Source organism: Streptomyces sp. NPDC104309, from assembly GCF_055584025.1.
Genome location: NZ_JBVJMV010000011.1, coordinates 182339 through 206267, shown reverse-complemented (window position 1 = coordinate 206267; position 23929 = coordinate 182339). Strand labels below are relative to the sequence as shown.

General features: G+C 71.2%; 20 protein-coding genes. 15 read left to right on the top strand and 5 right to left on the bottom strand.

What is annotated here, in order from left to right; all coding sequences use genetic code 11:
• The first annotated feature begins 34 nt into the window (after positions 1-34).
• Complete coding sequence (locus ACZ68L_RS18585; RefSeq protein ID WP_469577999.1) at positions 35-622, top strand: TetR/AcrR family transcriptional regulator; 588 nt, start codon at positions 35-37, stop codon at positions 620-622.
• A gap of 459 nt (positions 623-1081) precedes the next feature.
• On the opposite strand, the gene ACZ68L_RS18580 is transcribed toward ACZ68L_RS18585, so the two are convergent.
• Positions 1082-2224, bottom strand: coding sequence for a PucR family transcriptional regulator (locus ACZ68L_RS18580; protein WP_469577997.1), 1143 nt, complete (start codon positions 2222-2224; stop codon positions 1082-1084).
• A gap of 179 nt (positions 2225-2403) precedes the next feature.
• Between ACZ68L_RS18580 and ACZ68L_RS18575 the strand changes: the two genes are divergently transcribed.
• The gene (locus ACZ68L_RS18575; protein ID WP_469577995.1) at positions 2404-3330 is read left to right on the top strand and encodes a proline dehydrogenase family protein; all 927 of its coding nucleotides are present in this window, start codon (positions 2404-2406) and stop codon (positions 3328-3330) included.
• Between the two features lie 47 nt (positions 3331-3377).
• Positions 3378-5009 (top strand): L-glutamate gamma-semialdehyde dehydrogenase, encoded by a 1632-nt coding sequence (gene pruA, locus ACZ68L_RS18570; RefSeq protein WP_469577993.1) that lies wholly within the window; start codon positions 3378-3380, stop codon positions 5007-5009.
• 117 nt (positions 5010-5126) lie between these two features.
• On the opposite strand, the gene ACZ68L_RS18565 is transcribed toward pruA, so the two are convergent.
• A complete protein-coding gene (locus ACZ68L_RS18565) occupies positions 5127-5837 on the bottom strand; it encodes a nitroreductase family protein (protein WP_469577991.1) in 711 nt (236 codons plus the stop codon).
• A gap of 228 nt (positions 5838-6065) precedes the next feature.
• Here ACZ68L_RS18565 and ACZ68L_RS18560 point away from each other — a divergent pair, with 228 nt between their 5' ends.
• Complete coding sequence (locus ACZ68L_RS18560; RefSeq protein WP_469577989.1) at positions 6066-6620, top strand: GNAT family N-acetyltransferase; 555 nt, start codon at positions 6066-6068, stop codon at positions 6618-6620.
• Positions 6621-6816: 196 nt separating this feature from the next.
• Here the strand turns inward: ACZ68L_RS18560 and ACZ68L_RS18555 are convergent, their stop codons facing one another.
• Positions 6817-7680 (bottom strand): NAD-dependent epimerase/dehydratase family protein, encoded by an 864-nt coding sequence (locus ACZ68L_RS18555; RefSeq protein WP_469578165.1) that lies wholly within the window; start codon positions 7678-7680, stop codon positions 6817-6819.
• Between the two features lie 146 nt (positions 7681-7826).
• Between ACZ68L_RS18555 and ACZ68L_RS18550 the strand changes: the two genes are divergently transcribed.
• On the top strand, positions 7827-8672 hold the full coding sequence (locus ACZ68L_RS18550) for a helix-turn-helix transcriptional regulator (protein ID WP_469577987.1): 846 nt from the start codon (positions 7827-7829) through the stop codon (positions 8670-8672).
• Positions 8673-9125: 453 nt separating this feature from the next.
• On the top strand, positions 9126-9254 hold the full coding sequence (locus ACZ68L_RS18545; RefSeq protein ID WP_382942278.1) for a hypothetical protein: 129 nt from the start codon (positions 9126-9128) through the stop codon (positions 9252-9254).
• Positions 9255-9464: 210 nt separating this feature from the next.
• On the opposite strand, the gene ACZ68L_RS18540 is transcribed toward ACZ68L_RS18545, so the two are convergent.
• Positions 9465-11039 carry a purple acid phosphatase family protein gene (locus ACZ68L_RS18540; protein WP_469577984.1) on the bottom strand — a complete coding sequence of 525 codons (1575 nt, stop codon included), beginning with the start codon at positions 11037-11039 and terminating at the stop codon, positions 9465-9467.
• A gap of 129 nt (positions 11040-11168) precedes the next feature.
• Between ACZ68L_RS18540 and ACZ68L_RS18535 the strand changes: the two genes are divergently transcribed.
• From ACZ68L_RS18535 to cimA, 8 genes are all read left to right on the top strand, one after another.
• Positions 11169-12212: a 3-isopropylmalate dehydrogenase gene (locus tag ACZ68L_RS18535; protein WP_469577982.1), complete on the top strand. Its 1044-nt coding sequence runs from the start codon at positions 11169-11171 to the stop codon at positions 12210-12212.
• A 239-nt stretch (positions 12213-12451) separates the two neighbouring features.
• On the top strand, positions 12452-13540 hold the full coding sequence (locus ACZ68L_RS18530) for a branched-chain amino acid aminotransferase (RefSeq protein ID WP_469577980.1): 1089 nt from the start codon (positions 12452-12454) through the stop codon (positions 13538-13540).
• A 256-nt stretch (positions 13541-13796) separates the two neighbouring features.
• Positions 13797-14477, top strand: coding sequence for an urease subunit gamma (gene ureA, locus ACZ68L_RS18525; RefSeq protein WP_469577978.1), 681 nt, complete (start codon positions 13797-13799; stop codon positions 14475-14477).
• On the top strand, positions 14474-16162 hold the full coding sequence (locus tag ACZ68L_RS18520) for an urease subunit alpha (RefSeq protein WP_469577976.1): 1689 nt from the start codon (positions 14474-14476) through the stop codon (positions 16160-16162). The genes ureA and ACZ68L_RS18520 overlap by 4 nt, the downstream gene beginning before the upstream one ends.
• Before the next feature lie 18 nt (positions 16163-16180).
• Complete coding sequence (locus tag ACZ68L_RS18515) at positions 16181-17194, top strand: agmatine deiminase family protein (RefSeq protein WP_469577975.1); 1014 nt, start codon at positions 16181-16183, stop codon at positions 17192-17194.
• Between the two features lie 3 nt (positions 17195-17197).
• The gene (locus ACZ68L_RS18510; RefSeq protein ID WP_469577973.1) at positions 17198-17821 is read left to right on the top strand and encodes a TetR/AcrR family transcriptional regulator; all 624 of its coding nucleotides are present in this window, start codon (positions 17198-17200) and stop codon (positions 17819-17821) included.
• A gap of 81 nt (positions 17822-17902) precedes the next feature.
• Complete coding sequence (locus ACZ68L_RS18505) at positions 17903-19237, top strand: MFS transporter (protein WP_469577971.1); 1335 nt, start codon at positions 17903-17905, stop codon at positions 19235-19237.
• 277 nt (positions 19238-19514) lie between these two features.
• Positions 19515-21122 (top strand): citramalate synthase, encoded by a 1608-nt coding sequence (gene cimA, locus ACZ68L_RS18500; protein ID WP_469577969.1) that lies wholly within the window; start codon positions 19515-19517, stop codon positions 21120-21122.
• A gap of 60 nt (positions 21123-21182) precedes the next feature.
• Here the strand turns inward: cimA and ACZ68L_RS18495 are convergent, their stop codons facing one another.
• Positions 21183-22097 (bottom strand): GNAT family N-acetyltransferase, encoded by a 915-nt coding sequence (locus ACZ68L_RS18495; RefSeq protein ID WP_469577967.1) that lies wholly within the window; start codon positions 22095-22097, stop codon positions 21183-21185.
• A gap of 438 nt (positions 22098-22535) precedes the next feature.
• Here ACZ68L_RS18495 and ACZ68L_RS18490 point away from each other — a divergent pair, with 438 nt between their 5' ends.
• Positions 22536-23912 carry a hypothetical protein gene (locus tag ACZ68L_RS18490; protein ID WP_469577965.1) on the top strand — a complete coding sequence of 459 codons (1377 nt, stop codon included), beginning with the start codon at positions 22536-22538 and terminating at the stop codon, positions 23910-23912.
• Positions 23913-23929: the final 17 nt, after the last annotated feature.

Below are 23929 nucleotides of genomic sequence, written 5' to 3'. Positions count from 1 at the left end.
CACAAACGTCTGCACGCCGGGTACGCTGCTTTCCATGGGACACCGTGAGGATCTGCTCGAAGGCGCCAAGCGCTGCCTGCTGGACAAGGGGTACGCCCGGACGACCGCCCGTGACATCGTGGCCGCCTCCGGTACGAATCTCGCCTCCATCGGCTACCACTACGGCTCCAAGGAGGCCCTGCTCAATCTCGCCTTCCTCAAGGTGACGGAGGAGTGGGGCGATGTGCTCACCGAGCAGCCGGACGAGGCCGCGGAATCCGACGGCGGGCCACGGTCGCCGCTGGACGAGTTCCGTGACACCTGGGAGCGGGTGATCGAGAGCTATGAGCAGACCCGTTCCGTCTGGCAGCTCCAGATGGAGGTCGTCTCCCGGCTCGACCAGGACCCCGAGCTGAGGAAGGCCCTGGTGGGCCCGCAGCGCGAGGGCCGTGACGGGCTCGCCGAGAACATGCTCGGCATCGATCCGGAGACGGACCCGGAGAGGGCGCGGGTGGCCGGGCTGTTCTGTCAGGCGCTGCTCGCGGGGGTGATGGTGCAGTGGCTGATGGACAGTGATTCGGCGCCTTCCGCCCAGGACCTGACGGACGGGCTGAAGGTGGTACTCGAGGGGCGGGCGCGGTAGCGGGGGCGCGTACGGGCAGGGGCTGCGGCATCGGCTGGGCCGTCGGGCGCCGGACGGGCGCGGAGGCACCGGTGCCGGGTCGGCGGCGGGCCCGGCTCCGTTCCCGCCGGGCGGGCACGGGGATGCGCCGGTGCCGGGTCGGCGCACCCGGTCCGGTGCGGTGATCCAGCCCGTGTCCCGCGCGTACCGGCCCAGTGGAAAGCGGGTCGCGGCCCCGCCCGTACCATCAGCCGCCTGATCCCGCGCTGGACCGTGCGCGCCGACGCGCCCAGCCGTTGCGCCATCGCCTCGTCCGTCAGCCCGCTGAGCATCAGCGCCGGCACCGCGGTGTCGTCCTCGCCGCGCGCCTCGGCCGGCATCGGCCGCGACCGGGCCACGGCGGCGGGCACCTGCGAGTGACACCGCCCGGCCACCCCGAAGCCGCACCGGAGTACGCGGCTTCGGGGGAGGCGCGCCGGGTCAGAGCCGCGCGCCCTTGAGCGTCATGTGCAGCAGCAGCCGGTCCTCGCCGTCGTTCAGATCGAGGCCGGTGAGCTGCTGGACCCGGGAGAGCCGGTAGTAGAGCGTCTGGCGGTGGATGCCGAGCGCGGCGGCCGTCCGGGACGCCTGGCCCGCGCAGTCGAGGAACACCTCGGCGGTGCGGGCCAGATCCCTGTGCGACGGGGTGAGCAGGGCGCGGACCGCGGGGTCCGCGTGCGCCTGCGCGGGCAGGGCGGTCAGCAGCCGGTACGGGCCGATCGCCGACCATTCGGCGACCGGGCCGAAGCGGGCCTCGGCCGCCGCCGCGCGGGCCGCGGCCGACGCCTCGTGCCAGGCCCCGGCCAGATCCGCCAGCCCGCGCCGGGGTACCGCGACCCCGGCGGTGGCGTCCCGGCCCGCGCCGGAACGGAGCCGGTCCGCGGCGGAGTGTGCCGGGTCGAGGACATCGGTGGAGCGCAGCCGGATCAGCGCGGCCAGCGAGGGGGGCCCGGCCGCCCCCGGAGCGGGGACCGAGGACAGGGCGGCCGCTGCCGACACCGTACGGACCGACGGCGGATCGTCCGCCCACGGGGTCACGCACACCACGGTGTGCAGCCCCTCCGCGTCCCGGCCCAGCGCCTCCTGCAGCGCGGCCACCGCCATGTCGTGCTGCCAGCCCCGCCCGGCGGTGAGGACCGCACCGAACTCCCGGGACAGATCCGTGCCCGCCCGCGCCTCGTCGGAGAGCAGCCCCCCGATCCGGGCCGCCACCTCCATCGCCGCCGTCAGCTGCTCGTCGGTCGGTCCGGGGTCGGCGTCGAGCAGCCATACGTAGCCGAGCACGACACCCCGATGGCGCACCGGCAGACAGATCCGGTCCCGGAACACCCCGGCCTCCGGGGCGGCCGGAATACGGACCGGGCCGGTGGCGCGGGTGATGCCGAAGCCCTCGAACCAGGCACGGACCGCGGGCGTGGAGCGCCGGGTCAGGATCGAACGGGTGCGGACCGGGTCCATCGCCGTGTCGTCGTCGCTGTCGTGTGCGCCGAAGGCGACCAGGCCGAAATCCCGGTTCTCCAGCGTCGCGGGGGCGCCGAGCAGCCCGGAGATCTCGTCGACCAACTCCTGGTAATCGCCCTTCACCCGATCATTCTCGCACCCCTTCAGACATATGTCTGAGAACCCGGGAACGGATGCGTGACAGCTGTCGATGGCACACGATCGGAGGGATCCTTAGATTTCACGGTGGTTCTCCGTGCTGTACCGCTCTGTTCCCCCTCTGCCGGTACGGCCTTCGTTCGTACTTTCCGTGGAGGTGCCCCGTGCTGGGTCCCGTGATTCTCGCCGCGTCCCGCAGCGACAAGATGCGCCGTTTCATCTCGGCCGCACCTGGCACCAAGCAGGTCGTCGACCGGTTCATCGCCGGTGAGACCGTCGACCAGGTCGTCCGGGTCATCGAGGACGCCGCCGACAAGGGCCTCGAAGTCACCCTCGACGTGGTCGGCGAGGACATCACCACCCCCGAGCAGGCCGCCGCCGCCCGCGACGCCTACCTCGAACTGATCGACCGCCTCAAGGACCTGGGCCTGGGCACCAGGGCCGAGATGTCCGTCAAGCTCTCGATGTTCGGCCAGTCGCTGGACGGGGGCCACGAGCTGGCGCTCGCCAACGTCCGCCCGGTCGTCGAGGCCGCCGCCGCGATCGGCACCACGGTCACGCTGGACGCCGAGGACCACACCACCCTCGACTCGATGTTCGCCATCCACGAGGAGCTGCGGAAGGACTTCCCGCAGACCGGCTGCGTGATCCAGGCCTACCTGTTCCGCACCGAGGAGGACGCCCGCCGCCTGGCCGACGCCGGCAGCCGCGTCCGCATAGTGAAGGGCGCCTACAAGGAACCCGCCTCCGTCGCGTACCAGGACAAGGCCGAGATCGACAAGGCGTACGTCCGCATCCTGAAGACCCTGATGGAGGGCGAGGGCTACCCGATGATCGGGTCGCACGACCCGCGTCTGATCGCGATCACCCAGGAGCTGGCCCGCAAGGCGGGGCGCAAGCTGGACGAGTACGAGTTCCAGATGCTGTACGGCATCCGCAGCGACGAGCACGTCCGGCTCGCGGCCGAGGGCCACCGGATGCGCGTCTACACGGCGTACGGCACCGACTGGTACGGCTACTTCATGCGCCGTCTCGCGGAGAAGCCGGCGAACCTGCTGTTCTTCGGCCGCTCCATCCTCACCAAGGGCTGACCTGCCCGGCTGACCCCCACCCCCTGACACAAGGAGACAAGGCACTCATGGACGCTGTGACCCAGGTCCCCGCGCCGGTCAACGAGCCGGTCCACTCCTACGCCCCGGGCTCCCCGGAGCGCGCCCGCCTGGAGGCGAAGCTCAAGGAGCTCAGCCAGAACCCGATCGACCTTCCGATGACCATCGGCGGCGAGAAGCGGATGGGCGGCGGCGAGCGCTTCGACGTCGTACAGCCGCACAATCACAAGGCCGTCATCGGTACGTTCGCCGGCGCCACGCAGCAGGACGCCCAGGACGCGATCGACGCCGCGCTGGCCGCCGCCCCGGCCTGGCGCGCGATGTCCTTCGACGACCGCGCCGCGATCATCCTGCGCGCCGCGGAGCTGCTGTCCGGCCCCTGGCGCGAGACGCTGGCCGCGTCCACGATGCTCGGCCAGTCGAAGACCGCCCAGCAGGCCGAGATCGACACTCCCTGCGAGCTCGTCGACTTCTGGCGTTTCAATGTGCACTACGCGCGCCAGATCCTCGCCGAGCAGCCCCCGGCCAACTCGCCGGGCGTGTGGAACCGCATGGACCACCGCCCGCTGGAGGGCTTCGTCTACGCGATCACGCCGTTCAACTTCACGGCCATCGCGGGCAACCTGCCCACCGCCCCCGCCCTCATGGGCAACGTCGTGGTGTGGAAGCCGTCCCCGACGCAGACCCACGCCGCCGTGCTGCTGATGCAGCTCCTGGAAGAGGCGGGCCTGCCCAAGGGCGTCATCAACCTGGTGACGGGCGACGGCATCGCCGTCTCCGAGGTGGCCCTGAACCACCGCGACCTGGCCGGTATCCACTTCACCGGCTCGACCCCCACCTTCCAGCACCTGTGGAAGACGGTCGGCAACAACATCGCCAACTACCGCACCTACCCGCGGCTCGTCGGCGAGACCGGCGGCAAGGACTTCGTCGTCGCCCACCCGTCGGCCGACCATGCCGTCCTGAAGACCGCGCTGACCCGTGGCTCCTTCGAGTTCCAGGGCCAGAAGTGCTCGGCTTCGTCCCGCGCGTACGTCCCGGCCTCCATCTGGAACTCCGGTTTCAAGGAGAAGTTCGCCGCCGAGGTCGACTCCATCACCATGGGTGACGTCACCGACCTGTCGAACTTCATCGGCGCCGTCATCGACGAGCGCTCGTTCGCCAAGAACAAGGCCGCGATCGACCGTGCCGAGTCGGACCCGTCCTGCACGATCATCGCGGGCGGCACGTACGACGACTCGGTGGGCTACTTCGTCCGCCCGACCGTCATCGAGTGCACCGACGCCTCGAACGAGGTCTTCACGACCGAGTACTTCGGCCCGATCCTCGCCGTGCACGTCTACGAGGACGACACGTACGACGAGATGCTGGAGCAGATGGAGTCGGTCTCCGACTACGCGCTGACCGGTTCCGTCATCGCGAACGACCGCGCCGCGGCCGCGCACACCATGGAGAAGCTGCGGTACGCCGCGGGCAACTTCTACATCAACGACAAGTCGACCGGCGCCGTCGTCGGCCAGCAGCCCTTCGGCGGCGGCCGTGCCTCGGGGACCAACGACAAGGCCGGTGCCCCGCAGAACCTCCAGCGCTGGACCCTGACCCGGGCCATCAAGGAGACGCTGGTTCCGCCGACCGACTACACCTACCCCCACCAGGGCTGACCCCCTCCGGGGCGCCGCACACCCCCCGGCGCCCCGCCACGATTCCCGCCTCCCGCCCGGTTCCCCTGCCGGTCGGGAGGCGGTTTCCATGTGGGCCGGCGCTGTGGAGCGGCGGGTTCAGATCTCCACGAGCACCTGGTCCAGGGACTTGCGCACCAGGCCGGGCACCTCGCAGTCGTCGGCCGGATAACCGACCGGGATCACCGCGAACGCCTTCTCGTTCTCCGGGCGGTCCAGCACCTCGCGCAGGAACCGCATCGGGCTCGGCGTATGGATCAGCGCGGCCAGGCCCGACAGATGCAGGGCCGAGAGCAGCATCCCGACCGCGATCCCGACGGACTCGTCGACGTAGTAGTGCTTGCGCCGGGTGCCGTCCTCGCCCATCCAGTACCGCTGCTGGAACACCACGACGAGGGCCGGGGCATCCGTCATATGGGCCTTGACGGAATCCGTGCCCAGCGGGCGCAGCGCCGCCAGCCACTCCTCGCCGAGCCTGCCGTCGTAACTGATCCGCTCCTCGTGCTCGGCCGCCTCCCGGATGCGCCGCCGTACCTCCGGGTCCTTGACCAGGACGAACGTCCACGGCTGCTGATGGGCGCCGGACGGTGCGGTCGCGGCGCAGGCGATCGCGTCCTTCACCACCTGTTCCGGCACGGGATCCGCGGAGAACCGGCGTACGGTTCTGCGCTCGTCCATCCGCCGTCGCAACTCCGCGGAACGGGAAAGGGACTCGGCGGCCGGGGCCCGCTCGGGACGGTAGGGGACCGGCAGGTACGGCTTTCCATGGGTGGGAGTCCACCGCGGGGGCAGGGCTGTGGTGTCAGACATGTCGGCAGTGTGGCGGCGACGGCAGGTCCGGACCAGGGGGTCGTCGGACAGAAACGGCGCGCCCGGCCGGTCGGTGTCCGGAGAGCGGGCAGGTGCTGGCCCCGTACCGGGGCCCGGGAGCACGGAGGCCGTTCCCGCGACCGGCTCCCGTGCGGCGCACGACTCCTCGGCGCGTGACGGGTACGAGGGCCGGCGCCGGCGGCCGCGGTGTCCGGGAGACTGGGGCGCATGAGCGAGCCGACCGACCCGATCCCGCGCACCACGCACACCCACCGGCTGACCCCGGCCGCCCTCGACGAGATCCGCGCCTTCCTGGACGCCGCCTTCGAGGGGGAGTTCAGCGCCGACGACTGGGACCACGCCCTCGGCGGCATTCACGCCCTTGTACGGGACGACAGCGGGCTCCTCGCGCACGGCAGCGTCGTCCAGCGCCGGGTCATCCACGAGGACCGCTCGTACCGGGTCGGCTACGTGGAGGCCGTGGCCGTCCGCGCCGACCGGCGCCAAGAGGGGCTCGGCGGGCGGGTGATGGCCGCGCTGGAACAGGTCGTCGACGGGGCGTACGCCTTCGGGGCCCTGTCCGCGTCGGCTGCCGGGGCGGCGCTCTACGCGGGGCGCGGCTGGCAGGTGTGGCCCGGACGGATCGCCGTGCAGGGAAGGCACGGGGTGGAGATGCTGCCCGACGAGGAGGGCAGCACCTACGTCCGCGGTGGGGCCGGCCGCGCGCTGCCCCGGGTGTCCGGGACGCTGATCTTCGACTGGCGGGACGGGGACGTGCTCTGAGCCGAGCCCGCCCACCGGCCGAGCCCGCCCACCGGCCGAGCCCGCCCACCGGCCGAGCCCGCCCACCGGCGGAGCCCGCCCACCGGCGGAGCCCGCCCACCGGCGGAGCCCGCCCACCGGCGGAGCCCGCCCACCGGCGGAGCCCGCACCCTGGCGCCCCGCGCCCCATGGTCTGCCGCGCCGTGTGGCCGGCCCGCTACAGCGCGCCCGCGTCCCGGGCCGTCCACACCGACGGGTACAGCGGCCGGTAGCCCAGCTCGTCGCGGGCCCGGCCGGTCGACATCAGTCCGTACCAGGGATCGGGGTCGGCCCGGTCCGCCAGCTCGGCCGGCACCGGTACCCCGTTGAGCTGGTGCAGCTCCACCGCCGTGACCGGGGCGTCGTCCGAGACGTTGTAGCGCCGGCCCGCCAGACCGGGAGCGAACAGCAGTCGCAACAGGGCCTGCGCGATGTCCGCGTGATGCACCATCGCCAGACGCTGTGTCGCGGCCCAGCCGCCCACCCACTGCATCGACTGCGCGAGGTGCGGGTCGCCCTCCCCGTACACGAAGGGCAGGACGGCGATCCGGACGTCGAGCCCGTGCTCGCGGTGCAGGGCGAGAAGGCCCTCCTCGGCGGCCGCCTTGGACTGCGCGTACGCACCCCACATGGGGCCGCCGGGCACCGTCGCGTCTTCCTCCGTGAGCGGCCTGCCGCGCCCCGTACCGTACGAGAGGTTGGTGCTGACCTGGACGAACCTGCCCGTGCCCGCCTCCACCGCCGCCCGTGCGAGCAGCAGGGCCGCGTCACGGTTGACCGCCCACATCTCGTCGTCCGGCACCTCGCGGAACGCCGCCGCGATGTTCACCACCGCATCCGTCCCGGCCACCGCCTTCGCCACGTCCGCCGGGTCCCGCAGATCACCCACGACGACCTCCGCCCCCAGCGCCGCGTACCGCTCACCCCGCTTCGCGTCCCGCACGATCACCCGGACCGTGTCGCCGGGCGCGGTCCGCTTCAGCAGCCGGGGGACGAAGCGCCGTCCGACCTCGCCCGTCACGCCCGTCACCAGAGTCAGCATCATCGGTTCCTTCCGTCCGTCACCGCCGTGTGCCGGCGGCCTGTCGTGATCACTCTGCGACGGGTCGGGAAACGGCGGGAGAGACGCGGTGATCCAGGGACCGGCTCTCCCTGGATACGGATCGGGCCCTCGACGATGATGTGCGCGTGGACCTCGACAGAACCGAACTCGCCGACTTCCTGCGCCGCTGCCGCGCCCGCCTCGAACCGGCCGACGTCGGTCTGACCGCAGGCTCCCGGAGGCGTACGCCGGGGCTGCGGCGGGAAGAGATCGCCCAGCTCACCGGCGCGTCCGTGGACCACTACACGCGCCTGGAGCAGAGCCGCGGTTCGCGCCCCTCGCGCCAGATGCTGTCCGCGCTGGCGCGGGCGCTGCGGCTGAGCGAGGACGAGCGCGACCATCTCTTCCATCTGGCGGGGGAGGAACCGCCGCGCGACCGGCTCGGCCCCACGCAGCATGTGCGTCCCGGTCTGCTCATGGTCCTCGACCGGCTGCACGACGCGCCCGCCCAGGTCTTCAGCGACCGGGGCGAGGTGCTGGCGCAGAACGCCATGGCCATCGCGCTGGTCGGTGAGACACGGCCGGGGCACAACGTCGTCCGGTCGTGGTTCACCGACCCGGCCACGCGGACGCTCTTCCCGCCCGAGGACCACGAGACGCACTCCCGCGTCTATGCGGCCCAGCTCCGCGCGGTGTCCGCGGCGCGCCCCGACGACGCCCAGCTGGGCGCCCTGGTCAGGGAACTGCGCGAGGGGAGCGCGGAGTTCGAGGCGCTGTGGACGGAGCATCAGGTGGCGCTGCGGCGCGCGGAGCACAAGCGGTTCCTGCATCCGGTCGTCGGGCTCCTGGACCTGGAGTGTGAGGTGCTGCTCAGCGCGGCCTGCGGGCAGAGCCTGGTCATCCATACGGCGAGGCCGGGCAGCGAGGCCCACGAGCGGCTGAAACTGCTGCGCGTGGTGGGGGTGCAGGAGTTCGGACAGCGCGTGGGATGAGTGCCGGGGTCCTTCGTTCGGATCAGGCCGGATCGGCGCGCGATTCTGCCGGAGCCGTCACTCGAAGGAGCGCCGGACCCGGTCGGGACCACCGCTCCCGGGCCGGGGCGTCCGACGCGCTCGATCGGCCATGTCACCACCTCTGAGCAGGCACGATCGCACGTCGTCCGGGTCCTGATCCGGGAATCCTGGGCGGACGGCCGTAAACCTCCGTCTCAGATAGTAGGAAGTCCGAGTAATTGTGGAGACAGACCGGCCGGACTGCCCTAGCTTTGTAGGAGCCGAACGTCTCGCTAGATCCAGCGACTGGCGGTCGTGAGCGCGCGCTCCGTGCAGGCAACCCCTGCGGCGCCCGCTTCCCGCCCCTTCCGGCGCCTCGAAATCCCGATCTCGAAATCACGTTCACGGTTTTTCGATCTCGAAATCCTCGCGATCTCAAGGAGTCGATCCATCATGGCCGAGACGACTGTCCGCCGCGTCCGCCACACCCGCCGCCCGACCGAGTCGGAGCGCCAGAACGCCGCCGCCGCCCTGCAGCGGGCCCTCGACCGCCGGGACAACGGCGGCTCCACGGGCCACTGAGACGGGACGCCGGTACGAGCCGCCCGTACGGGTCGTCGATACGAGCCGCCCGTACGAAACCGCCCGTACGAAACCGCCCGTACGAGCCGTCGGTACGAGCCGCCGAGAGACCGGCGGCTCGCCCCGATCGGCTGCCGCCCCGATCGGCTGCCGCCCCGATCGGCTGGGCCGGCCCGGGGAACACCCGCTCCGCGGATGTTCGGCGGGTGCTCAGCCGCGGCTGATCTCGAAATGGTCGATCCGTTCGCCCGACTCGGCGAGCGCGGTGACCTTCATCCGGGCGTGCCGACCGGGCTCCACCTCCACCGCCAGGAACGAGAAGCCGGTGTAGCGCACCCGCGACCACTCCACGGTCTCGCTCGCCTTCCCGCCGCCCTTGACCACGTGGTACGTGGCCACGCTGTCCTGGTCCTTCACGTGCCCCTCGTAGCTGTCCGGCGCCGGGAAGTTGTACAGCGCCTTGCCCGCGCCGCCCGCCGTGACATACACGATGCCGTCCCGCGTCGGGTCGGTGCGCTCGCCGATCGGCACCTTGCGCCGCACCGCGTTCTTCAGGATCGCGTCCGTGCGCTCGTAGACGTGGTTGTGGCCGTTGATGACCAGGTCCACCTGGTGCTTCTCGAAGAGCGGCACCCAGGCGTCGCGCACCCCGCCGTCCGAGGCGTGCGCGTTGGTCGTCGAGAAGGCACAGTGGTGGAAGAAGACCACGACGAAGTCGATGTCGTGACGGGCCCGCAGCTCACCGAGGCGCCGGTCCAGCCAGCGCGTCTGCCGGCCGTCGCTGATGCCGAAGTTGGCCGGGATCTCGTACGAGACGTCGTTGGCGTCGAGGGCGACGACCCCCACGTTGCCGTGCACGAAGGAGTACGCACCGGGCTGGTTCACCGGGTCCGGGCCGTTGTCGGGCAGCGTCCAGCGGGCGTTCTGGCCGCCGTAGCCGTCCGGCGAGTACCACGCCTCCATGTCGTGGTTGCCGGTGGTCACCATCCACGGCACGGTCTTCGACACGGTCTCCGTCTGCGCCAGGAACTGGTCCCAGGTGCGGGCGTCGTAGGTGTCGGTGCTCTGCCCGGAGCCGGACGGGTCGGCGTAGCAGATGTCCCCCGCGTGCAGGTGGAACGCCGGGTTCTGGCCCAGGATCAACTGGTCGTTGCCCAGCGCGTGGTAGCTGACGCCCTGGTCACCGAAGGCGGTGAAGGTGAAGGTCTCGGCGCGCGAGGGCGCGGTGGTGAAGGTGCCGAGCGTGCCCAGGTTGCGGGTGTCGGCGGGGTCGAAGCCGTCGTGGCCGACGCCGTAGTAGTACGTCGTGCCGGGCCGCAGCCGCTCCAGGCTCGCGTGCAGGTAGAACTGCTCGGCCGCCGCGATCTTCCCTCCGTTCAGCTCGGGCGTGGTGAGGTGGCGCACCTCCGCGTCGATCCGGCGGCTCAGCGCCCACGGCTTGAGGCCGATGCGGATGTACGGCCGCCGCACGGCGAACGGGACCTGCCAGGAGACCGCCATCTGCGTCTTCGGGTCGGCCCCGTACGCCAGGTGCCGGCCGAACGGCGCCACCAGCGAACCGTCCACCTGGGTGGAGGTGTGACGCGAGGTCAGGACGGTCGGAGCGGCGTAGGCGGGCGGGGCGGCGAAAGAGGTGCCGAGACCGGCACCGGCGACGGCCGCGGTCGCCACGCCCGTGCGGAGCGCGCCACGCCGGGTCAGCCGGGTGCGCAGATATTCGTGCTGCTCGGCCATGCTCATACGGTCGGCGAGCTTCTCGGGAATTCCGAAACGGGGGATGTCCATGGAGCCGAACATCCACCCGCCGCCTGACGCCGTCCCGTCGAGTGGATGAACGGTACACGTACAGCTTCCCGTGTGTCCGTATGGTGGACATGACGTGTCATGGGGTGGGACGCGCAGTAAGGTGCGGACATGTCTCGCAGCATCAATCTCGCAGTGATCCCCGGTGACGGTATCGGCCAGGAGGTCGTGGCCCAGGGCCTCAAGGTCCTCAACGCTGTTCTCCCGCAGGATGTGAAGCTGGAGACCAAGGAGTACGACCTCGGCGCCCAGCGCTGGCACCGTACCGGCGAAACCCTTCCGGACGCGGAGCTGGCAGCCCTCAAGGGCCACGACGCCATCCTGCTCGGCGCGATCGGTGACCCCTCCGTGCCGTCCGGTGTCCTGGAGCGCGGGCTCCTGCTGAAGCTGCGGTTCGCCTTCGACCACTTCATCAACCTGCGGCCGTCGAAGCTGTTCCCGAACACCGCGACCCCGCTGGCCGGCCGTCCGGACATCGACTTCGTCGTCGTCCGCGAGGGCACCGAGGGCCCGTACACCGGCAACGGCGGTTCGCTGCGCACCGGTACGCCGGCCGAGGTCGCCACCGAGGTCAGCGTGAACACCGCGTACGGTGTCGAGCGCGTCGTCCGTGACGCCTTCGAGCGGGCGAACTCCCGCCCGCGCAAGAAGCTGACGCTGGTTCACAAGAACAACGTCCTCGTGTACGCGGGCCACATGTGGAAGAACATCTTCGACCGGGTCGCGACCGAGTACCCCGAGGTCACCACCGACTATCTGCACGTCGACGCCGCGACGATCTTCTTCGTCACCCAGCCGGAGCGCTTCGACGTCATCGTCACCGACAACCTCTTCGGTGACATCCTCACCGACCTCGCCGCTGCCGTGACCGGCGGCATCGGCCTGGCCGCGTCCGGCAACATCAACCCGACGGGCACCTTCCCGTCGATGTTCGAGCCGGTCCACGGCTCCGCCCCCGACATCGCGGGCCAGGGCAAGGCCGACCCGACCGCCACGGTTCTCTCCGTCGCCCTCCTGCTGCGCCACCTCGGCTACGAGGCCGAGGCCGTGCGCATCGAGGACGCCGTCTCCGCCGACCTCGCGGAGCGCGACGGGGTGACGACCCGTACGACCGATCAGATCGGCGACGCGCTCGCGGTACGCGTAGCGAGCTGACCCGACGACTCCGTTTCGAAGCCGCCGGGTCGCAACCGCACCCGGCGGCTTCTCCTGTGCGGCCCCGGGTGCAACCATCGACCACTGGACCGCATTCGCGTCATTTCGTGCACGGCCACCCGGGAGCGATAATCGAACGGGGCCGTGGCTCGCACTGAAGCTCGGACGTCCTAGCACCTGCCCGGCAGGAGCGGCGCGAGCGCGGTCCAACACACACAACCGGTGAAGGACACGCACTCATGACGACGCCCACGATCGAGCTCAAGCCCTCCTCGAATCCGCTGTCCGACGCGGAGCGCGAGGCGATTCTGGTCAAGCCCGGATTCGGCCGCTACTTCACCGATCACATGGTGACGATCAAGTGGACCGAAGGCCGCGGCTGGCACGACGCCCAGCTCGTCCCGTACGCACCGCTGTCGATCGACCCCGCCAACATGACCCTGCACTACGCGCAGGAGATCTTCGAGGGCCTGAAGGCCTACCGCCAGCCCGACGGCTCGGTCGCCACGTTCCGTCCCGAGGCCAACGCCAAGCGCTTCCAGGCGTCCGCGCACCGGCTCGCCATGCCGGAACTGCCCGTCGAGACGTTCATCGCGGCCTGTGACGCGCTCGTCGAGCAGGACAAGGCATGGGTTCCGACGCACGGCGGCGAGGAGTCGCTCTACCTGCGCCCGTTCATGATCGCGACCGAGGTCGGTCTCGGCGTGAAGCCGGCCAACGAGTACCTGTTCCTGGTGATCGCCTCGCCCGCGGGCGCGTACTTCCCCGGTGGCGTCAAGCCGGTCTCGATCTGGCTCTCGGAGGACCGGGTGCGGGCCGTCCCCGGCGGCATGGGCGACGCCAAGACCGGCGGCAACTACGCGGCGTCCCTGCTCGCCCAGGCCGAGGCCACCGCGAAGGGCTGCGACCAGGTCGCGTACCTCGACGCGGTCGAGCACAAGTGGGTCGAGGAGCTCGGCGGGATGAACCTGTACTTCGTGTACGGGAACAAGATCATCACGCCGGCCCTGACCGGCTCGCTGCTCGCCGGCGTCACCCGTGACTCGCTGCTCAAGGTCGCCCGCGACCTCGGCTACGAGTCCGAGGAGGGCCGGGTCTCGATCGACCAGTGGCGGGCCGACACCGAGAACGGCACCCTCACCGAGGTCTTCGCCTGCGGCACCGCCGCCGTCATCACGCCCGTCGGCACCGTCAAGTCCGCGGGCGGCGAGTGGGCCCAGAGCGACGGCGCGCCCGGCGAGGTCACGCTGAAGCTGCGCGAGCGCCTGCTCGACATCCAGCGCGGCATCGCCGAGGACACCCACGGCTGGATGCACCCGCTCGGCTAAGGGCTTTCGCCGGGCTCGTGTGCCCCGGCACCGCGCCCCGTCGATCCGTCGATCCTCCTGATCCGAACGAAAGATCCCGGCCGACCCCGTCCGTCGTCCGCGCGAAGGCCGCGCCCGGTTTCCTGCCGGGCGCGGCCTTCGTCGTGTGCCCGAAGCGGTCGCACAGTTGGAGCGCTGCTCAAAAGTGACGCATTCGAGCTTTCGTTCACCGTTGCCTCGCGGTTAGAGTGCTGCTCTAAACAGGAGGTGTTCGGGCGTGCGACTGACCCCGACGGAACGTGACCGGCTGCTGCTCTTCGGCGCCGCCGAACTGGCTCGGGCCCGCCGCGCGCGGGGGCTGAAGCTGAATGTCCCCGAGGCGACCGCCCTGATCGCGGACACGGTCTGCGAGGCCGCCCGCGACGGGCGCAGGCTCGCCGAGGCCATCGAGGCCGCGCGGTCCGTGCTCGGGCCCGACGACGTGCTGCCCGGGGTCGCGGATGTCGTCACCGAGGTCCATGTGGAGGCCGTCTTCGACGACGGTTCGCGGCTCGCCGTGGTCTCCCGGCCGCTGGGCGACGGGCTCGGCGACGACGCGCCCGGCGCAGTCGTCCCCGGCCCCGCCACGCCCGAGCCGGAGCCCGCGGCGCGGCTGACCGTCCACAACACGGCGACCGTGCCGGTCTCCGTCACGTCGCACTTCCACTTCTTCGAGGCCAACCCGCGGCTCGACTTCGACCGGTCCGCCGCCTACGGGATGCGGCTCCACGTCCCCGCCGGGTCCTCCGTCCGCTTCGGGCCGGGGGAGTCGGTCGAGGTCGGTCTCGTGCCCATCGGTGGTGGCCGGATCGCCATCGGGTTCGCCGGTCTGGTGGACGGGCCGCTCGACGCGCCCGGAGCACGCGAAGAGGCCCTGCGGCGCGCCGCGGCCTGTGGATATCTGGGAGCCGAGCGATGAGCATCGATCCGTACGAATACGCCTCCGTGCACGGCCCGCGCGCCGGGGACCGGGTCAGGCTCGGCGACTCCGGGCTGACCGTCCGCGTCGAGTCCGACGCCCAGCGGTACGGCGAGGAGTTCCTCGCCGGGTTCGGCAAGACCGCCCGCGACGGGCTGCACCTCAAGGCCGCGGCCGTCCGGGACACCTGCGATGTCGTCATCAGCAATGTGCTGGTCATCGACGCCGTGCAGGGCATCCGCAAGGTGTCGATCGGTATCCGCGAGGGCCGGATCGCGGCGATCGGACGGGCCGGCAATCCCGACACGCTGGACGGTGTCGACGTCGTCGTCGGCACGGGGACGACCATCGTCTCCGGTGAGGGGATGATCGCGACGGCGGGCGCCGTCGACACCCATGTCCATCTGCTCTCGCCACGGATCATGGAGGCCTCGCTCGCCTCCGGCGTCACCACGATCATCGGCCAGGAGTTCGGCCCGGTCTGGGGTGTCGGCGTCAACTCGCCGTGGGCCCTGCGCCACGCCTTCAACGCCTTCGACGCCTGGCCGGTCAACATCGGCTTCCTGGGCCGCGGTTCGTCCTCCCACCAGGCCCCGCTGGTCGAGGCACTCGCGGAGGGCGGGGCCTGCGGCTTCAAGGTCCACGAGGACATGGGCGCCCACACCCGCGCCCTGGACACCGCGCTGCGGGTCGCCGAGGAGCACGACGTCCAGGTCGCCCTGCACAGCGACGGGCTGAACGAGTGCCTGTCGGTCGAGGACACCCTGCGGGTCCTGGAGGGCCGCACCATCCACGCCTTCCACATCGAGGGCTGCGGCGGTGGTCACGTCCCCAACGTCCTGAAGATGGCGGGCGTCGAGAACGTCATCGGCTCGTCCACCAATCCGACGCTGCCCTTCGGCCGGGACGCCGTCGCCGAGCACTACGGGATGATCGTCTCCGTACACGACCTCAAGACGGACCTGCCGGGCGACGCGGCCATGGCCCGCGACCGCATCCGCGCCGGGACGATGGGTGCCGAGGACGTCCTGCACGACCTGGGCGCCATCGGCATCACCTCCTCCGACGCGCAGGGCATGGGACGGGCCGGCGAGACGGTGCGCCGCACCTTCGCGATGGCCGGGAAGATGAAGGCCGAACTCGGCCCGATGGACGGCGACGGCCCCGCGGACGACAACGCCCGGGTGCTGCGCTACATCGCGAAGCTCACCATCAACCCCGCCATCGCCCACGGCCTCTCGCACGAGATCGGTTCCATCGAGACCGGGAAGCTCGCCGACATCGTGCTGTGGCGGCCGGAGTTCTTCGGTGCGAAACCACAGCTCGTGCTGAAGTCCGGCTTCCCGGCGTACGGAGTCACGGGCGACCCGAACGCCGCCACCGACACCTGCGAACCCCTGATCCTCGGGCCGCAGTTCGGTGCGTACGGAGCCACCGCGGCCGATCTCTCCGTGGCCTTCGTCTCGCAGGCCGCGACCCAGCTCGGCGCCGACCTGATGCCCACGCGCCGGCGCCGCGTCGGGGTGCGCGGCACCCGGGGCATCGGCCCCGGCGACCTCGTCCACAACTCCCGTACCGGAGAGGTCGCCGTGGACGCCCACAGCGGTCTGGTCACCCTGGACGGCGACCCGTTGCGCTCCGAGCCCGCCGACTCCGTCTCCCTCAACCGCCTCTACTTCCTCTGACGCCCCCTAGGAGACTTCATGACCTTCCGCATGCCGCCCGAGTGGGCCCCGCACGAACGCACCTGGATGGCCTGGCCGGGCCCCAACCCCACCTTCGACACCGACGCCGAGCTGGACGAGGCCCGCGGCGCCTGGGCCACCGTCGCCCGCGCGGTCCGCCGCTTCGAACCCGTCACGATGGTCGTCGGACCCGGCCAGGAGGACGGTGCCCGCGCCCTCCTCGGCCCGGACATCGAGCTGGCCGTCCGCCCGCTCGACGATGCCTGGATGCGGGACATCGGCCCCACCTTCGTCACCGACGGACGTCAACTGGCCGCGGTCGACTGGACGTTCAACGGCTGGGGCGCCCAGGACTGGGCCCGCTGGGAGCACGACCGGCATATCGCCCGCTCCGTCGCCGAGCTCGCCGACGTCCCCGTGCACGGCTCCACGCTCGTCAACGAGGGCGGTGCCATCCACGTCGACGGCGAGGGCACCGTCCTGCTCACCGAGACCGTCCAGCTCGGCAAGGAACGCAACCCCGAGTGGACCCGCGAGCAGGTCGAGGCCGAGATCCACGCCCGGCTCGGCACCGAGAAGGCCATCTGGCTGCCCCGCGGGCTGGCCGGTGACTACGGGATCTACGGCACCCTCGGCCATGTCGACATCGTCGCCGCCTTCGTGCGCCCCGGCACGGTCGTCGCCCACGTCCAGCCGGACCCGGCCCACCCCGACCACGAGATCACCCGGGAGACCGTGCGCGTCCTGCGCGCCGCGACCGACGCCAGGGGCCGCCCCCTGGAGGTCGTGGAGGTCCTGGCACCCACCGTGCTGGAGGCCGACGGCGAGTGGGTCGACTACTCCTACATCAACCACTACCTCTGCAACGACGGCGTGATCCTCTGCGCCTTCGACGACCCGCGCGACAAGGAAGCGGCGGCCGTCTTCGGCGAACTGTTCCCCGACCGTACGGTGAGCCTCGTCGACGCCCGTACGATCTTTGCCGGCGGTGGAGGCATCCACTGCATCACCCAGCAGCAGCCGAAGGTCTGAACCGTGCCCCCCGCTCCACGCCGTCGCAACACCGCCCCGCCCCGCGAGGAAGTGCTGGCCGCCGCCATGGCCACCATCGCCGAACGGGGCCTGGACGGCCTCACGATGGCCGGGCTCGGCCGTGAGGTCGGCATGAGCAGCGGACATCTCCTCTACTACTTCCGCACCAAGGACGAGCTGCTGCTCCAGGCCCTGGAGTGGAGCGAGGGACGGCTCGGCGCACAACGGCGCATCCTGCTGTCGGGGCGGGTGACGGTCCGCGAACGGCTGGACGCGTACATCGATCTGTACCTGCCCGACGGTCACCGCGATCCGCACTGGACGCTCTGGCTGGAGGTCTGGAACCGTTCGCGGAGCGCGGACGACGACGCACGTGCCCGGCAGGCCGCGATCGAGGGCGCCTGGCACCGCGACCTGGTGGCGCTGCTGGCGGAGGGCGCCTCGCGCGGCGAGTTCCGTGCCGTCGACGCCGAGCGGTTCGCGACCCGGCTGCGCGCCCTGCTCGACGGGTTCAGCGTCCATGTCGCCGTCGGCATCCCCGGCACCGGGCGCCCTCAAGTCCTCGAACAGGTCAGGGAGTTCATCGACGATTCGCTCACCGTCGGGGAGCCGCGCCCGTCGCGGTGAACGAAACGCACGTAAGTACGCATGATCGTTGCCCGCCCGGCCCTTGTTGTGCTCCCGGCTGTTCGGGCACGGTGACGGACCATGGGACGAGAGCAGTGGAAGAAAATCTGGGTCGGCTCGGCGGGCAACATGGTCGAGTGGTTCGACTGGTTCGTGTACGCGACCTTCGCGGTCTACTTCGCGGATTCGTTCTTCCCCGAAGGCAATGAGACCGCCAATCTCATGAACACCATGGGCATCTTCGCCGTCGGCTTCTTCATGCGGCCGGTCGGTGGCTGGATGCTCGGCCGCATCGGTGACCGCAGGGGCCGCAAGGCGGCGCTCACCCTCACCGTCACCCTCATGTCGGCCTCCGCGATCCTCATCGCCGTCGCGCCGACGTACGACGTCGCGGGATACGGCGGGGTCGCCGTCCTGCTGGTGGCCCGGCTGCTCCAAGGTCTCTCCGTCGGGGGCGAGTACGCCGCCAGCGCCACCTATCTGACCGAGGCGTCCGCACCCCACCGGCGCGGCTTCGCCTCCAGCTTCCAGTACGTGTCCATGACGGCGGGCCAGCTCATCGGCCTCGGCCTCCTGATCGTCCTGCAGCGCAACATGTCCGACGCGGCCCTGCACAGCTGGGGCTGGCGCATCCCGTTCATCGTCGGCGCGCTCGGCGCCGCGGTCGTCTTCTATCTGCGCCGCTCCATGCTGGAGACCGAGGTGTACGCGGAGTCCGGAGTCGCCGAGCAGGCGGACCGCGGCACGCTGAAAGCGCTGTGGCAGCACAAGCGCGAGGCGTTCCTGGTGATGGCGCTGACCATGGGCGGGACCGTGGCGTACTACACGTACACGACGTACCTCACCAAGTTCCTCTCCAAGAGCGCGGGCATGGAGAAGTCCACCGCCTCGCTCGTCAGCTTCTGCGCCCTGTTCGTCTTCATGTGCATCCAGCCGCTGGCCGGTCTGCTCTCCGACCGGATCGGCCGCCGCCCGCTGCTGATGACCTTCGCCCTCGGCTCCACCTTCCTGACCGTGCCGATCATGACGATGCTCAAGCACGCCGGCACCTTCTGGCCCGCCTTCGGCCTGGCGCTGCTCGCCCTGGTCGTCGTCACCGGGTACACCTCGATCAACGCCTGTGTGAAGGCCGAGCTCTTCCCGACCGGCGTCCGGGCCCTGGGCGTCGCCCTCCCGTACGCCATCGCCAACGCGCTCTTCGGCGGCACCGCCGAATACGTGGCGCTCTGGTTCAAGAAGGCGGGCGTCGAGTCCGGCTTCTACTGGTACGTGGCGGGCTGCGCCGCGGTCTCCCTGGTCGTCTACCTGGCCATGCGCGAGACCCGCGACATCGACCTGGGCCGGGTCGGCGCCGGTGAGTCCGCGCGGGGGCGGTCGGAGCCGTCCGGCGCGACGAGCGTCACGCCCGCATCCTGAGACGGGGCACGGCACGGAGGCGGCCCTGTGCAAGACTGCCTCCGTGCCCTCGTTCGTCATGATTATTGGCAACAGGCGCGCCGGTCCGCAGTGACTGTCCGTACCACCACGTACGGCACGGCCACCGTGCCCCAGACCCGCGCGCAGACCTCTCGCACCCGCGAGGGGTTTTTTCGTTTTCCGGCCCTCACCTCGGCCGGGGCGAGGCGCGCGGGATGATGGGGGCAAGTGGAGCCTGAACGTCCGGATCCACTCATCCGACAGGAGTCAGACCAGCATGACCACCAAGGCCAAGCCCACCGACGACAGTTTCCATGTCTTCGACACCACGCTGCGCGACGGCGCCCAGCGTGAAGGCATCAACCTGACGGTCGCGGACAAGCTGACCATTGCCCGGCACCTGGACAACTTCGGCGTGGGCTTCATCGAGGGCGGCTGGCCCGGCGCCAACCCCCGCGACACCGAGTTCTTCGCCCGCGCCCAGCGGGAGATCGAGTTCGAGAACGCCGAGCTGGTCGCCTTCGGCGCGACCCGCAGGGCCGGTGGCAAGGCCTCCGAGGACCCGCAGGTCAAGGCCCTGCTGGAGTCCGGCGCCCCCGTGATCACGCTGGTCGCGAAGTCCCACGACCGCCATGTGGAGCTCGCGCTGCGCACCACCCTCGAAGAGAACCTGGAGATGGTCCGCGACACCGTCTCCTTCCTTCGCGAGCAGGGCCGCCGGGTCTTCGTGGACTGCGAGCACTTCTTCGACGGCTACCGCGCCAATCCCGAGTACGCCAAGTCCGTCGTCCGCGTCGCCTCCGAGGCCGGTGCCGATGTCGTGATCCTCTGCGACACCAACGGCGGCATGCTCCCCGCCCAGGTCCAGGCCGTCGTCTCCACCGTGCTCGCCGACACCGGCGCCCGGCTCGGCATCCACGCCCAGGACGACACCGGCTGCGCCGTCGCCAACACCCTCGCCGCCGTCGACGCGGGCGCCACCCACGTCCAGTGCACCGCCAACGGCTACGGCGAACGGGTCGGCAACGCCAACCTCTTCCCCGTCGTGGCCGCCCTGGAACTCAAGTACGGCAAGAGCGTCCTGCCCGAGGGCGCGCTCGCCGACATGACCCGCGTCTCGCACGCGATCGCCGAGGTCGTCAACCTGACGCCCTCCACGCACCAGCCCTATGTGGGTGTTTCCGCCTTCGCCCACAAGGCCGGACTGCACGCCTCCGCCATCAAGGTCGACCCCGACCTGTACCAGCACATCGACCCCGCGCTGGTCGGCAACACCATGCGGATGCTGGTCTCCGACATGGCCGGCCGTGCCTCCATCGAGCTCAAGGGCAAGGAGCTCGGCATCGACCTCGGCGGCGACCGCGAACTCGTCGGCCGGGTCGTCGAGCGGGTCAAGGAACGCGAGCTCAAGGGCTACACGTACGAGGCCGCCGACGCCTCCTTCGAGCTGCTGCTGCGCGCCGAGGCCGAGGGCCGGGTACGCCGCTACTTCCGCACGGAGTCCTGGCGCGCCATCGTCGAGGACCGCCCCGACGGCACGCACGCCAACGAGGCGACCGTGAAGCTCTGGGCCAAGGGCGAGCGCATCGTCGCCACCGCCGAGGGCAACGGCCCGGTCAACGCGCTCGACCGGGCGCTGCGCGTCGCCCTGGAGCGGATCTACCCGCAGCTCGCCAAGCTGGAGCTGGTCGACTACAAGGTGCGCATCCTCGAAGGCCGCACCGGCACCGAGTCCACCACCCGAGTCCTCATCACCACGGGCGACGGCAACGGCGACTGGGCGACGGTCGGCGTCGCGGAGAACGTCATCGCGGCGTCCTGGCAGGCGCTGGAGGACGCCTACACGTACGGGCTGCGGCGGGCCGGGATCGAGCCGACGGAGTAGCCCCCCCCGGGGCGGGCCCGCCGCACGCTCGCCGTGGGCCCGCCGGACCGGCCGTGCCGCTCAGGCGGTGGAGCGCGGAAGGCCGAGGGAGCGCATTTCCTCCACGACTCGGTAACCGGCGCTCGTGTACAGGTTCATGGCCACCTCGTTGCCGCCCCACACGGTGAACATCAGCGTCGAATCGCCGGCCGCCAGCGTCGCCTGTTCGCCGGCCGACATCGCGGCCCGGCCGTACCCCTTGCCGCGGTGCCGCTCCTGGACGTGCAGCGAGTAGCCGTAGGTGACCCCCGGGAGGTGCCCGTGCTTCAACCAGCCGGTGCCGATCGGCTCGCCCGCCGCCTCCAGCACCAGGAACGTGTTGTCGCGCGTGGCCAGGCCCTCGGGGATCAGCTCCGCGAAGTCGCGGTCGGACTTGAGTACGGCTTCCTCGCGGCTCAGGGCTCCGGCCCGGACGATGTCACCGACGTAGGCGACCTTCTCGGAGGCGAGCCACTCGGGATACTCGGTCTGCGTCATCGGCCGGGCGGTGACGCCATCGACCGGTTCCGGTGGGGAACTGACGCGCCGCGCCCTGAGCTGGCCGCGGACGTCGTAACCGTCGAACAGCTCGCCGGCGGGCTCGGTGAGCCGTATGTCGAGTCGGCCTGCGCCGCGCTCCACGCACCATCCCTCGGCCCAGTCCCGGGCGGCCCGCTCGTGCCCCCGGCCGATGTGGAGCGCATCGACGTGGAGGTCGCCGATACGGCCCGCGAGCGCACCGTTGTCGTCGGCCACGACCACGGCGACATGTCCCACTCGGGTCCCGGCGTCCGTGATCTCGGCGACGGTCCAGTTGCCGATGCCGTCGCGTACGTCTTCGAGCATGCGCTCCGCCGCGGCCACACCGAGCCCGGCCGCCGTGTACGAGGCGCGCAGCCGCCGCTCGAAGTCCTTCTGCCAGTCCGTGTTGTCGCCAAGGACGCCGAATTCTGTCATCCGATCACACTAGCCGGGGTGTTGTGGAGGGCAGCCGCCGATCGAGCAGAGGGTGAATTGCTCCTGAATCGCCGGTCAAGAAAGTGTGCGTTCAGAAGGTGAACGCTCAACACCCTCTGCCTGCAAGGGAGATGAGGTGCGGGATCGGTGCGGACCCATGTCGGCGTGAAGTATCGACGGCACTGTTCCGGCGGGGTCGACTCACGCCGCAACGCCGGTACCGGTGCCAAGTGGTAGCGGGACACCATCCGCCTCACCCGCGACGCGTAGGGCCTCTCGTCCGGATCGGGCCGGCCCGGCGTCCTGCCCGGCGCCGCTCGCTGATCCGGCCCGACCGGACGAAAGACCCCGGGTCGGCCGGCGTCCGGCCCGGCGCACGGGGAGCCGGTCCGGGTGGGTGACCGCGCAGCCGCCACCCACCTGGGTTAGCTTCGAACTATGCGGAACAGACTGTTCCCGACGCTGCTGGCCGGTCTGCTGCTGATCCTCTCGGCGGCCGTGCTCGCCATGGCACCGGGCGTAGCGCCCGCGGCAGTCGGCGCGTCGACCGTCAACGATGTCGCGCAGGCGCTGCGCAAGAGCCCGGTCTACGTCGACCCGGCCGTCGCCGACCAGCTCTCCCCGGGCCAGGCCGCCGCCCTGACGAAGAAGATCGAGGACGCCGACAAGCCCGTGTTCGTCGCGGTACTGCCGCGGACCCCGGCGTTCCCCGAGCAGACCGTGTTGCCGGCCCTGCGCACCGACACCGGCATCACCGGTGTGTACGCGGTCCGTCTCGGCAATGGGTTCAACGCGGGCGCCGATCCCCGGGTCATGACCACCCGAGCGGTCCAGAACCTCACCGCCGCCGTGAAGACACCCGGCACGGACACCGATGCCGCGACCCAGCTCAACGCCTTCGTCGACCACGCCGTCGAACAGGCCCGGGGCAGCGCCCCCGCCTCCTGGGGCGGATCGGCCGCGGGCAGGGGATCGTCGTCCACCGCCGGACTGATCGCGGTCGGCGCCGTTCTGGTGCTCGGCGGCGGCACGGCCTACGCGCTCGTCCGGCGCAACCGCAGGCGCAAGGAGGAGGACGAACGGGCCGCGCTCGCCAAGCTCCGGGTCGTCGTGGACGAGGACATCACCGCGTACGGCGAAACCCTGGACCGTCTCGACTTCCATCCCGCCGAGGCGGGCGCCGACGACGCCATGCGCGCCGACTACGAGCGGGCGCTCGACTCCTACGAGACCGCGAAATCCCGCATGGACCGGGCCCGGCGCCCGTCCGACGTGCGCGGGGTCACCCAGGCCCTGGAGGACGGCCGCTACTCCCTCGCCGTGCTGGAGGCCCGCCGCACGGGCGGTGAGCTGCCCGCCCGCCGCCCCCCGTGCTTCTTCGACCCGCGCCACGGGCCCTCGGTCGCCGACGTCCGCTGGTCCCCGTCCGGCGGTACGGGCCGCGAGGTCCCGGTCTGCGCGGCCGACGAGATCCGGCTGCGCGAGGGCGAGGAGCCATTGAGCCGCACCGTCGACACGGGCGACGACCGCCGCGGCCCGTACTGGGAGGCGGGCCCGGCATACGGCCCCTGGGCGGGCGGCTACTTCGGCGGCGGACTGCTCCCCGGGCTGCTGGCCGGCACGCTGCTCGGCTCGATGCTGTCGTCCCCCGCGTACGCGGCGGAGTACGGCGGTGGCGACTTCGGCTCCGGCGGGGACTGGAGCGGCGGGGACTTCTCCGGCGCCGACTTCGACCCGTCGGGCTTCGACGGCGGAGGTTTCGGGGACGGCGGCGACCTCGGAGGGGGCGGCGGCTTCGACGGCGGCGGGTTCTGAGCCGCTGATCGGCGAAC